General features: G+C 49.2%; 10 protein-coding genes, 1 tRNA gene and 2 pseudogenes. 4 read left to right on the top strand and 9 right to left on the bottom strand.

Translation table 11 applies throughout. The annotated features are described in order from the left end of the window. A pseudogene (locus JWF83_RS19875) lies at nt 1-303 on the top strand (transposase); the annotation flags it as partial. A 156-nt stretch (nt 304-459) separates the two neighbouring features. On the opposite strand, the gene JWF83_RS19870 reads toward JWF83_RS19875, so the two are convergent. Together JWF83_RS19870 and JWF83_RS19865 are read right to left on the bottom strand one after the other, a co-directional pair. Beyond that, complete coding sequence (locus tag JWF83_RS19870) at nt 460-1,581, bottom strand: Gfo/Idh/MocA family protein (protein WP_413652136.1); 1,122 nt, start codon at nt 1,579-1,581, stop codon at nt 460-462. Nucleotides 1,582-1,736: 155 nt separating this feature from the next. Further along, nucleotides 1,737-2,273, bottom strand: coding sequence for an ABC transporter permease (locus JWF83_RS19865; protein WP_413652135.1), 537 nt, complete (start codon nt 2,271-2,273; stop codon nt 1,737-1,739). A 298-nt stretch (nt 2,274-2,571) separates the two neighbouring features. Here JWF83_RS19865 and JWF83_RS19860 point away from each other — a divergent pair. Together JWF83_RS19860 and JWF83_RS19855 are read left to right on the top strand one after the other, a co-directional pair. Beyond that, nucleotides 2,572-2,647, top strand: a tRNA-Asn gene (locus tag JWF83_RS19860). 159 nt (nt 2,648-2,806) lie between these two features. Further along, a pseudogene (locus JWF83_RS19855) lies at nt 2,807-3,542 on the top strand (tyrosine-type recombinase/integrase). A 175-nt stretch (nt 3,543-3,717) separates the two neighbouring features. Here JWF83_RS19855 and JWF83_RS19850 read toward each other — a convergent pair. The 7 genes from JWF83_RS19850 to JWF83_RS19820 all read right to left on the bottom strand — a co-directional run bounded on the left by JWF83_RS19850 (nt 3,718) and on the right by JWF83_RS19820 (nt 10,877). Further along, the gene (locus tag JWF83_RS19850; protein ID WP_413652134.1) at nt 3,718-5,256 is read right to left on the bottom strand and encodes a carbohydrate porin; all 1,539 of its coding nucleotides are present in this window, start codon (nt 5,254-5,256) and stop codon (nt 3,718-3,720) included. Nucleotides 5,257-5,402: 146 nt separating this feature from the next. After that, on the bottom strand, nt 5,403-6,431 hold the full coding sequence (locus JWF83_RS19845; protein ID WP_413652133.1) for a Gfo/Idh/MocA family oxidoreductase: 1,029 nt from the start codon (nt 6,429-6,431) through the stop codon (nt 5,403-5,405). Nucleotides 6,432-6,435: 4 nt separating this feature from the next. Continuing rightward, nucleotides 6,436-7,401: a Gfo/Idh/MocA family protein gene (locus tag JWF83_RS19840; RefSeq protein ID WP_413652132.1), complete on the bottom strand. Its 966-nt coding sequence runs from the start codon at nt 7,399-7,401 to the stop codon at nt 6,436-6,438. A gap of 64 nt (nt 7,402-7,465) precedes the next feature. Then, complete coding sequence (locus JWF83_RS19835) at nt 7,466-8,866, bottom strand: glycoside hydrolase family 1 protein (RefSeq protein WP_413652131.1); 1,401 nt, start codon at nt 8,864-8,866, stop codon at nt 7,466-7,468. Between the two features lie 22 nt (nt 8,867-8,888). Continuing rightward, nucleotides 8,889-9,197 carry a PTS lactose/cellobiose transporter subunit IIA gene (locus tag JWF83_RS19830; RefSeq protein ID WP_413652130.1) on the bottom strand — a complete coding sequence of 103 codons (309 nt, stop codon included), beginning with the start codon at nt 9,195-9,197 and terminating at the stop codon, nt 8,889-8,891. Nucleotides 9,198-9,237: 40 nt separating this feature from the next. Beyond that, nucleotides 9,238-10,530, bottom strand: coding sequence for a PTS sugar transporter subunit IIC (locus tag JWF83_RS19825; protein ID WP_413652129.1), 1,293 nt, complete (start codon nt 10,528-10,530; stop codon nt 9,238-9,240). A 17-nt stretch (nt 10,531-10,547) separates the two neighbouring features. After that, the gene (locus tag JWF83_RS19820) at nt 10,548-10,877 is read right to left on the bottom strand and encodes a PTS sugar transporter subunit IIB (protein ID WP_413652128.1); all 330 of its coding nucleotides are present in this window, start codon (nt 10,875-10,877) and stop codon (nt 10,548-10,550) included. 459 nt (nt 10,878-11,336) lie between these two features. Between JWF83_RS19820 and JWF83_RS19815 the strand changes: the two genes are divergently transcribed. Then, nucleotides 11,337-12,110 carry a DeoR/GlpR family DNA-binding transcription regulator gene (locus JWF83_RS19815; RefSeq protein WP_413652127.1) on the top strand — a complete coding sequence of 258 codons (774 nt, stop codon included), beginning with the start codon at nt 11,337-11,339 and terminating at the stop codon, nt 12,108-12,110. Nucleotides 12,111-12,222: the final 112 nt, after the last annotated feature.

Below are 12,222 nucleotides of genomic sequence, written 5' to 3'. Positions count from 1 at the left end.
CATGAGAGGCCACATGAGGCGCATGGCGGGCAACCGCCCTCATCGGTATGGGTCCCTTCATTACGAATCTGGGACGGAAAAGTGCCGGATGTGGAGTATCCGGAAAGCTCAGCGCTCTGTCTGGTGTCACCGAAGGGGGCGATAAAAATCGGTGGAGGGCTGTTCCTGAGCGAAGCGCTACAGGGGGAGTACGTAAGGGTTCTGGAGGTGGATGACGGACTGGACGCGATCCTGTTCGACCGGATGATACTTGCTTACTACGACAGAGTTGAGCAGAGTATCATCCGGATCGACCCGACCTAAATGTGTTACCCATGTGGCCGGTCAGATCTGTAACCCATGTGGCGGTTGTACATTTATGCCGCCCGTATCAATGGCTTGCACTGCTGCCACCTTCGGGACGGGAGCCATTAATGTGACGGGAGCCATTAATGGCTCCCCTACAGGTGTTTTTGGGTGTTACACCTTTATCCAGCGGCGTTCTACCGCGGATACCGCTATCGCTTCCAGCACTTTCGATACCTGCAACCCTTCCGCGAAATCGGGCCACATCCGATCCCCGCCGGCGATACCATTAACCAAATCGCGAATTTCTACGGTTTTCTGATCGTTAAAACCAATACCATGGCCGGCGGAAATACAGAAGGCGGCATAATCCGGATGCGCAGGCCCGGTCAGAATGGTTTTAAAACCCTGCCGCCCTGCCGGATCATCATGCAGATAGAGTTCCAGTTCAGCCATGCGCTCCTGCGTGTAACGCAGCGCCCCTTTAGTACCGGTAACCACATAAGTCAGCCCCATCTTGCTGCCGCAGGCAATACGCGAGGTTTCAATCACACCGTGAGCGCCCTGAGCAAAACGCAACAAAGCACTGGCCTGATCTTCATTCTCTACCGGCACTAAACGCGTCAGATCTTTCGGATCGGGCCGCTGCTTAATTACCGTTAGCATATCGCCACTGACTTCCTCGATCTCCCCCACCAGGTAATGGGCCATATTGACAATATGCGCCGCCAGATCGCCTAATGCCCCCAGCCCGGCCAGCGCTTTCTGGCAGTGCCAGTCGAGTGGCGTTTGTGGGTTAGCCAGGTAATCTTCGTTGTGCGTGCCATAGAAATGCACCACCTCGCCAATCTCTCCGCGGGCGATAATTTCACGCGCCAGCTGACTGGTGGGGTTTTTCATATAGTTGAAACCCACCAGGGTTTTTACCCCGGCTTGCTGCGCCGCACGGGTCATCTCTTCAGCATCCGCCACCGACAGCGCCAGCGGTTTCTCGGAGTAAACGTGTTTGCCATGGCGAATCGCTTCCAGCGCCATCTCTTTATGCAGGAAGTTAGGGGCACAGATATCAACCACATCAATATTCGGATCGCTAACCAGCTCGCGCCAGTTGCCGGTAGCACGGTTGAAACCAAATTCATCGGCTTTGCTGCGCGCCAGCTCCGGGGTCACCTCTGCCAGCATTTCACGGACAATCTCGCCCTTCAGCCTGAAGACCGTTGATGCCTGTGCATAGGCAATAGCGTGACAACGTCCAATATATCCGGTACCAATAAGCCCGATTCTTACCTTTTCCATGTCGATTTCCTGCCTGTGATGAAGGATTGATTTGGAATGTATATTTCAAAATTAGCTTCATCAATCAGAAAATGAAATAAACGTGATCACCCGGCATAATGATGGCGACAAAGATGCAACAAACTCGTTGATTCTCACTGTAATAGTGATAGTAATCACAATATCTTTACCAGCCCAATGGTTTTCTCAATCACCAGAAGAATCAGCACGGCAATCACAATAAAAATCACTGAAATCGCATTCACTGTCGGATCAAAGGTTTGATCGACATAGTTAAACACCCGGACCGGAACGCTGATGGTATCAGGCGCGCTAAGAAACAGACTGATGGAAACCTCGCCAAATGAGGTGACGGCGGCAAACACCGCACCGGCCAGCATACCCGGTTTGATCAGCGGTAAAGTGACACGGCGAAAGCTATACCAGCGTCCGGCGCCGAGACTCATCGCTACCGCTTCAAGCCGGCGATCCATTGCCGCCAGGCTAACGCTGACCGTACGCACCACATAAGGCAGCGCCACGACAATATGCCCGATCGCCAGCGCGGTAAGGGTCCCGGCGATACCTGCGGCGGGAACTGTGGATACGCTTCCGGGCTGAATGCCGAAAATACCGGTAACACCAGAAAGGCGTACACCGCTATTCCGGCCAGCATCACCAGCCAGTGGTGTTACCCCATACCACCACGCCACTGTCCGGCACCGGCGGAGTCCTCGCGCAGGGCATAGAGAATAGCGCCGACTTTTTACCCGTGGGACATGGTTTGCCGCATGGCGCTGATGAGGTGATCCACCTTCTCTCGCTATTAGCCGCGTTACCGCACTATGTTATTGCGCTTATCAGGCTGGATAATTATTTACATGGTAAAAGAGGGAAATAGGCGCATAATTATCGGGGATTGCTGTTTTATTCGGCAGTCAGTAAATTTAGTTGCAAACAGGCTTTGACAAGCTCCGGCACCCTCGTTAATATTCGCCCCGTTCCAACGATTCCTCTGTAGTTCAGTCGGTAGAACGGCGGACTGTTAATCCGTATGTCACTGGTTCGAGTCCAGTCAGAGGAGCCAACTTTCAGTTCTTATGCGTCCCTGCGAATCCTTATGTTTCAGCGATTCAACGGGATAGCGTAAAAACTCTTCCCGATGCGTTTTCAGTTTTCCCTCTGCATCGGGAACAACTGGTGGTCTGATCTGGGGTCTTTCACTTCGATAACGGAGCGACCCCAAATCTCTCTTAGCGATGCGAAAATCCGCACTCTCAAACCATCATCAAAACCCTTTAAAGTTTTCGACTCACACGGTCTGTATCTGCTGGTCAATCCGACAGGTTCACGTCTGTGGTATCTCAAATATCGTTTCTGTGGAAAAGAATCGCGTCTGGCTTTCGGCCCGTGGCCGGTTGTTTCGCTGGCGGAAGCGCGTCAGCAGCGTGACGGTATCCGTAAATTGCTGCTGCAGGATATTGACCCGGTGCAACAGCGCTCGGCTGGAAGGTATTGAGAAAAAAGGTCTGCTGGAAGGGGCGGCCTGTATCCGGCAGCATATGTGCAATATCATGCGTTATGCCGTGCATCAGGAACTGGTGTTTCCTGGCGACCATAATCCGTATAAACCAATATGTGAAAACACCGTCAACAAGGCACTGCGCCTGATGGGTTATGACACTAAAAATGAAATCTGCGGTCACGGATTCCGGGCAATGGCCTGCAGTGCATTAATGGAGTCTGGTCTGTGGTCACAGGATGCCGTTGAGCGCCAGATGAGTCATCAGGAACGTAACAGCGTGCGGGCAGCGTACACCCATAAAGCGGCATATCTCGATGCGCGAAAAGCGATGATGCAGTGGTGGTCGGATTATCTGGATTTAAACCGGGAAGGATATGTTGCGCCATACATTTATGCTCAACAACATAAGGCGTCTGGATTACCTGCTGCTCCATCGCACCCGACCGCCCAGTCTTGATAAAGTGCAATCCCGGGCTGCCCTTATTTATCGGTGGGCTATAACTTTTTAATCTACATATATTGGCATGCAGGAATCCAGGTTCAGAATGAGACAGGATTCCTGCATGGGTAGTCTAATAACCAATCCGTAATTTAAGATCAAGAATAGTAGGTAGTGTGGTGCCAATTGCGATTTACCACCACACTTCTGCCTGTGCCCCGACGGTAAACTGATCTTTCTTATCGTCGTTAAAGGTGAACTGGGTTATCTCATTATCGAATGTTTTCAGGTAAGTGGCGAAGAAACGGATCTCCGGACGCGAGGTCAGCATGCTGGTGCCCACTTTGAAGGTGTGGAACAACGTCGTCTTCAGGCCCGACTCATGGTACGTCTCGCCGCCTGCTTTGTTGCGCTGATCGAACCAGCCCAGTTCAACCCCCGTCTGGTTAAAGGTGTCCCAGATATACGCCGGACGCACCACCGCACGGGTGGAGTTGAAGTCGGTGTGGGCACCGGTGTAGTAGTCATAGATATCATTGCCAGCGGCATACACCAGGGCATGGGCCATGATCACGTTTGGCAACAGGTAGTTTTCCCCTTCGGAGAGTACGCGCCAGGCCGTGCCGTTAGTGTGTTCACCGTAATACTGCCCGTTATAGCCATACAGCGCGCTGGAGTCGGTCACCAGACCCATGCCGCTGGCGATCGAGTTATTTGCCATCTGGGCGGTCACATAGGTAAACCCGCCGTTCTGCCAGTTTTGCGTCAACCGCGCCCCGGCATGCCAGGCATCTTTCACACTGTAATACGTGCCGTTGTTTTCATCGTGCTTATTCAGGTCGGTTTTGTTAGCAGCAGAGTAGCGACCAAACAGATCCAACGTGGCTCTATCCCATAGGGGGATTGCTGTGTAGCGGGCATCGATCGTGTTGGTGTTGATCTGTTGAGTCTGGCTGACGCTGCTATCGACCGCGTGGGCATCAAGGTCTTCACGCACCAGCGCCACGTTGACCTTGCCTGGCCCCAGTTGCCAGTTTTCCAGCCCAATCCCGGCAGCTGAGTCCGATTTGTGGTATTTGAAGTCGAGCATCTGGATTTCAAACTTTGGCAACGTATGTTTTCCCACCCAGAAATCGGCCTCCGGGGCAAAAGGCAAAAAGCCCCGCGTGGTCAGATAGATATCGGAAAATTGCAGCAGGTTGTCAGAGGTGCTGTCAAACCAGCCCGCGCTGTATTGTCCGCCGACGTTGCCGTCGAGCATCACAACCGCTTTGGCCGTTTTATTGCCATCGCGGTAAACCCGCTGCGAAAATTCAAGATCGTACCAGGAACTGTTTTCCTGACCAAAACGCCCCAGAGAACCAATGGCGTAGGATTTTGCCGAACCCCGGTTTCCCACAGCATATCCCGAGCGGAAATAGCCGGAATAATTAAAGCCGATATCGTCTTTCACATATTTACTGATATCGGCCAGAGTCATCGACGAAGCAGAATCGACTTTTTCTGGCGTCGCCGGGTTGGCAGAAATAACTTCCAACGGTGGCATTAGCGATTCATATTTTTTAAGCTGCGCTTTGGTTGAATCCAATTCCTTCATATTGGAGGAGAGCTTATTTTCGAGAATTGCAACACGCTCTTCAAGGGTTAGCGGTGCTGCATACGGCGTATTCGCCACCAATAAAGAGCAGGCACTTAATGTCACGGAGCAGAGCACGGGTATATTAATATTCATATCAATCCTATAATTAAATTTTATTTAGTTATTCTTTAACAACAGGCGCAATGATGTGCACAGGTGACATCACCCATGACGGTCGGTCTTATTATAAAAAGAGGGTTGCATTGTTTTAACAATACAACCCTATGGTACAGTGCGTTTTACTTCAGGCCAGCGATACCCGATTGCAGTAAATTAATTTGCAACAGGGTTTCATCATCTTTCACCAGTTTTTCTTTGCCGTTAATAATCGTCTCATAAAGGGCATCATAATAGCGGGCATAATCACCTTGTTCAGTGACAACTTTTTCTTCGTGATATACACCTGCGTCATCCATCCAGGTTAGCACACCGTAATCTTCCGGGGTGTCCTGACCAAAATCGGCGTTATCAGGCATATAAAAGAGCTTGAGGTGATGTTCCTGCTTATCCTTACTGTGTTTAATAAACATCCCTTTCTTGCCGTAAGCCACAAAACTCGGGCGCTCTTTGATGCGGAAATAGCTCGATTTTACCGAGACTTTTAATGCACCGTAGAACATATCCACATCGAAGTAATCGTTCATGCGTCCGTCGCCCAACAGCTGGCGCACATCGTAATTAACATGGTCCGGTGCACCAAAGTATGAAATCACCTGGTCGAGGGTGTGGCAACCGTGGCCATACAGGTAGGAGTTAATGGCACTGAATTCGTTGACCGACTCCGGAATGTAAGGGCGGTAATAGTCATAGTGCATCTCTACTTCGAGTAAATCACCGAGCTTGCCCGATTCAATCACCTTCTGGGTAGTCAGAAAATCGCTGTCGAAACGGCGATTCTGATAACACTGCACCATTAATCCTTTTTCTTTTGCCAGACTATATAAGGTTTCGGCCTCTTGACTCGTCTGGGTAAAGGGCTTTTCTACCACGCAGTGTTTTCCGGCCTGTAATACCTTAAGCGCAAATTCATAATGCAAGGCGGCCGGGGTACTGACCACCACCACCTGTATTTCCGGATCACCCAATAACACATCCAGATTGTTGGTATAGGTGATGTTCGGTAATTTATCCCAACTATCACGATTTGCCGTGGCGGAATAAATGGTTTTTGTGGTTATTTTATTCGCGCGAGACAGAATAAACGGCAGGTGATAGCGATTAGCACTTTTGCCATTGCCGATAAAACCAAGGATTAATTTCGTTGTCACTGTTTCACTCCACAATCAGCTGTTTTTTACCCATTTCAATCATCTGAGCCGCCAGGGTGCTTACGTCAAGCTGGCGTGCTGCAGTCTGATAATCCAGGGTGTCGATAATGCGAATAAACGCGAGGAATTCATAAAGCAAGCGATGCTCACGACGGTCAAACGCAAATTGCGCGCTGTCACCGTTATTCAGTGCCATCTCGAAACCTGTCATCTGGTTGACCGGCAGGGTGATTTGCATATTCCCCTTATCTCCCTGAATCAACGAGGTGGTCGGCGCTTTACAATCTTTAGCGCCAATACAGACGCATTTGAAATCACCATAATCGAGTACCATCATCCCGCTGGTATCAATATTGTTATGCATATTGGCGAAGTAATTAACCGCTTGCGGCTCACCAAACAATCCGGCGACAAAATGGAGGTTGTAGACATTAATGTCCATCAGCGCCCCACCGCCTTTTTTGACATCAAAAGCCGGGTGCACAATGCCCGCCATAAAGTCATCATAACGCGATGAGTATTGGCTGTAGTTCAGAGTCACCAGCTTGATTTTTCCAATACGGGACAGCTGCGACTGAAGCGATAAATAGGCCGGAAGGTAATGAATATTCATTGCTTCCAGCATGATAACGTTTTGTCCTGTTGCCAGATTCTTCAGCGTGTTCAGTTCTTCCACGCTGGTGGTAATCGGCTTTTCAATAATAACGTGCTTACCTTTTTGCAGTGCCTGGCTGGCAAACGGGAAATGCAAATGGTTTGGTAATGCCACGTAAATTGTGTCGACGTCGCTGTCCAGCATGGCCTGATAATCAAAATAAATATCATCGATGTGGTAACGGGCTGCCAGCTCGCGCGTTTCCTCTTCCGTTTGTGGCGTGCCTAAAATCGCCAGACCGCTAAAAGGCAGTTTATGAACCGTCGAAAGCAAATCTTTAACGATCATGCCGGTGCCAAGAATGCCTAATTTCATGTTCCACCTCGTCGTGCCACCCGCCGCAATGCAGGTGGCATTGTTTTAAATCACACCTGAATACTTACAGCTCTGCGCCATTGGAATGGATAACGTTCTGATACCAGTAAAACGATTTTTTCTTGTAGCGAGCCAGTGAACCTTTACCATCGTCATTGCGATCGACGTAAATAAACCCGTAGCGTTTAGAAAGTTGCGCGGTGGACGCGCTAACCAGATCGATACAGCCCCAGGTGGTATATCCCATCACCGGCACACCGTCCTTAATGGCTTCATGCACCTGTTCCAGATGTTCACGCAAATACTGGATGCGGTAATCGTCATTGACCGTAGGTTCGCCCACGCCGTCGGTAATTAATACATCTTTCGCGCCCAGACCGTTCTCCACAATAAACAGTGGGAGCTGATAGCGGTCATAGTATTTGTTTAAGATGTAGCGCAACCCCTGTGGGTCAATTTGCCAGCCCCACTCACTGGCGGCTAAATGCGGATTTTTCACCCCCCCCATCAAATTGCCGGTAGCACCATCCACGTTAGTTTGCTCAGTTTCGCAGGTGCTGAAGTAATAACTGAATGAGAGGAAATCGACGGTATGCGTCAACGTCTGCGCATCATCTTCTTCCATCTGCAGGTTAATACCATGCTCGCGGAAATAACGCTGCATATAGCCGGGGTAATAGCCACGTACGTGAACATCGGCAAAGAAATCATTCATATGATCGGCATGCATGCAGGCAATCACGTCATCAGGATTTGGTGTTAACGGGTAAATCGGCAGGCTTAATACCATGCAGCCAAATTTCGCCTGCGGCATGATCTGCCGGCCAATTTTGGTGGCGAGTGCGCTGGCCACCAATTCGTGATGCACCGCCTGATATAAATCCTGCTGACTCAGTTCATTCTTAGGCGTGAAGATGCCGCCGCTCATCAGGGGATGATGCAGCACGGAGTTAATTTCATTAAAAGTGAGCCAGTATTTCACCTTGTGCTGATAACGGGTAAATACCGTCGTGGCATAGCGAGCATAAAAGTCAATCAGTGCCCGGTTTGCCCAGCCGTTATATTCTTTGGTCAAATGCAGCGGCGTTTCGTAATGCGATAGCGTAACCAGTGGCTCAATGCCGTATTTATGACACTCATCAAAGAGGGCGTCATAAAAGGCAAGACCCGCTTCATTCGGGGTTTGTTCGTCGCCATGAGGAAAGATGCGTGACCAGGCAATGGAAGTACGAAAAACCTTAAAACCCATCTCAGCAAAGAGCTTAATATCCTCTTTATAACGGTGATAAAAATCGATCCCTGCAAGCTTCAGGTTATTGTCGGTTGGTTGCGCCGTCATCGGCCCCATTACCCCTTGCGGAGTAACATCCTGAATACTCGGCCCTTTACCGTCTATATTCCAGGCACCTTCGCATTGGTTAGCCGCAACCGCGCCGCCCCACAAAAAATCACGAGGAAATGTCATTATTTACTCCAGTAAAAGAGGGTTAGCGCTGTAGCTGGCGCTGTAAGTCGATGATTTCCGCAATCAATTCGCGGGCCAGCATTGAGGTCATGATGTGGTCCTGCGCGTGCACCAGCACCAGATTGACCTGCACTTTGCCGCAGCCTTCGTCCAGACCGATCAGCATAGTCTGGACATCGTGGGCGCGTTTCGACGCCTCAGTGGAAGCAGCAAGTTTTGCATCAACCAGCTCCCACTCACCGCGTTTGGCGGCACGCAGGGCTTCCATCGCATAGCTGCGCGATTCCCCGGCGTTGATAATCAACTCCATGACCGTTGATTCCATATCCATGTTTTGTCTCCACTCAATAAAAGAAGGCGGAACAGACGGCTTATGCCGTGGCCATTTCCTGCTCACGTTCTTGCTCAAGAAGCTGCTTTTCATAAATTTTGAAGAAAGGCAGGTAGATGAAGATGTCGATAACAATCAGCGCGATAACCAGCAACGTATTGTTCATGGCCCAGCCTGCACCCCATGCGGCGCCAACCGGTGCGGGCGTGGTCCAGGGAACCAGAGAGATGACATTGGCAATCAGACCGCTGGTGGTGGCAAACCAGGCAATGATTGCATTCACCACCGGGGCGATGATGAAAGGAATAAATAGCACCGGGTTCATCACCACCGGGCTACCAAAGATGACCGGCTCGTTGATGTTGAAGCAGACCGGTACCACCGACAGCTTGCCGATGGCTCTGAGGTGTACCGCTTTACTGCGCATGTAGAGGATAACCAGCGCCAGCGTGGCACCCGATCCGCCGAGGTTGATAAAGAAGGCCCAAAACGCCTCCGCAAAGATATGTGGGATGGGCAAACCGTTGGCCAGCGCCGTCTGGTTTAGTCCGAGATTAATCAGGTAGAATGGTTGCAGGATGCCGCCGACAATCGCCCCGCCGTTGATGCCAGAGAACCACAAAACCTGGCAGAGTAAGACCGCAATCAGCACCGCTGGCAGAGAGTCCGCCGCAGAAATCAGCGGGGTAAAGGCGGTCATGATTATTTCAGGTAACAGCATGCCGAACTGGTGTTGTAACACCACGTTCAACGGGTAGATGGTGCAGATAATGACAATCGCCGGGATCAAAAGGTTGAATGAGTGGCGAATTTTATCCGGCACTTGTTCTGGCAGCTTGATACCAATGTTGTATAGCTTCAGAATGCGGACCAACTCAACACAGAAAATCCCCACCAGAATCGCGGTAAAAATACCCGATCCGCCGAGGAAGGCCGCCGGCAGCGAACCCTCTTTGTAGGGCGAAGTGATCAGGAGGAAGGTCATCAGCGACAGCATGGCGCAGGAGAACGCATCCAGCTTGTACGTTTGTGCCAGGTTGTAAGCTATCCCCGCACTGATATAGCAGGCCATAATCCCCATCGTCATATGAAAGGGGGTCATGATTTCGTTGAAATACTGCTGGGAAACGGATAACCAAAGTTTGCCAATAAAGAAGGTGGTATCCGGTGCAAAAGGCGGAAAAGCAAAAATAAGTAAAAAAGAGCCCACGATCATAAAAGGCATCGCGCCAATAAAACCGTCGCGAACCGCCATAATATGACGCTGGGTTCCGGCAACGGCGGCAACGGGCGTAATTTTATTTTCGATAAAATTAAAAAAAGCGTTCGACATGATATTACCCTGTAAAATTATTGCACTGGGTTAGTTTGAGAATCCTGAATCATCTTCAGAGCATCATTAAGGATTTTCTCACCTTTAAGCATGCCGTAATCCATATTACTGATGATGGCTATCGGCTTTCCTTCACGTTGAGCAATCGCCTTAAACTCTTCGAATTTATATTTGATTTGCGGCCCCATCAGACAGCAATCAAAATGCGAGATGGTCGATTCAAACTCTTCCATCGCCACAGCAATAATTTCAGCCTCAATACCTTTGGCACTGGCAGCCTGTTTCATTTTATTCACCACAATGCTGGTTGACATACCGGCAGCGCAGCAGAGAAAAATTTTGTTCATTTTCAGCCCTCTTTATAAAAATAGTGTGTAACTCTGGTCCGGCATTTCATTCGGTCACGTACCATGGACTGGTGGCTATCGTTCGCCTGGTCATTTCGTTCCTGGAATGAAATCTGCCAGAAAGTGTTCTTTTCATTTGACGGGTGCATGCTCTCAGTACTGGTCACAGGATTCCGTGACCCGAATCTCAAAAAGAATCAAATCACTTACAAATCATTATATTTATGTGATATGCATCACTTAATTTTAAGTATATAGATTGCTTTTTATACACAAAATGGATGTTAATGCATTTTAACAAACAATTCAGTAAGTGTTTTTAAGCGATTAAAAGTTAACAATAAGGAGTAAGTTCTCCTTCCATGGGGACGTACCCGGTCGGTCATGAAGCCGTGTACGCAAGCTACGTTTTCAGCTAACATGGCCTGGTTATCCTTACTCAGAAGACTGGAAGACGTAATGACGCAAGAAGAACGCTTGATCGAGTTAGAGGAATTAATAAAAAATCAGGGTAAAGTAACTCTCGATTACATCTGTCAGCAGTATAATATTTCATCGGATTCTGCACGTCGGGATTTAGTCAAACTGACACAACTTCCGCATATATTGCGTATTCGCGGTGGAGCTATTCTGGCAGAAAAGCGTATCGAATTGCCTTATGTTCAGCGTGCACAATACAGTGCGGAAAAAACATTACTTTCTGCCTGTGCGGCGAAAACCATTAATGAAAAAGAGATCCTGTTTATTGATGCCGGTACGACATCTGCCGCCCTCGCCCGCCAGCTTCCGTCACCGGTTAGTGTCATTACCAACTCCATTGAAGTGTTGGGCGAGATCATTGGAAATAAAGGGATTAGTATTTCAGTACTGGGTGGTAATTTTGATGACTATTCGCACGCAATATTAGGTAATACCGCACTGGAGCAAATTAATCGCTATTATGCGGACAAAGCATTTATTGGCGTTAGTGCATTATCGGAAAGTGGTATCACCACAGATACAGAACTCGATGCACTGCAAAAAGTCGCCATGGCGAAACAGTCAAAAAAAGTGATTTGTATTGCAACCTTCGCCAAATTTAATCTACAACTGATGTATCAATCCTGTAGCTGGTCGGATATCGACCATATCATCACGGATAAAACGCCACCAAAAAACATCCTCAAGCTGATCGAAGAGAACGATGTTGAATTGGTAGTAGTGGATACCAAGAGAATAGATGCTGATGCGTAAGGCTGAGATTTTTGGTAGTGAGTCTGCTCGTTGCAGACGTCCGGGCTTATGAGATAGTGCAGTTCGGCGGTAAGCTTCGTCAGCATCCGGGAAAACTGGTTAAGATCAGCTT

Source organism: Pantoea sp. B65, assembly GCF_047308185.1.
Classification (GTDB): domain Bacteria; phylum Pseudomonadota; class Gammaproteobacteria; order Enterobacterales; family Enterobacteriaceae; genus Erwinia.
The sequence above is the reverse complement of the archived record's forward strand: the minus strand, read 5'-3'. Positions and strand labels throughout refer to the sequence as shown.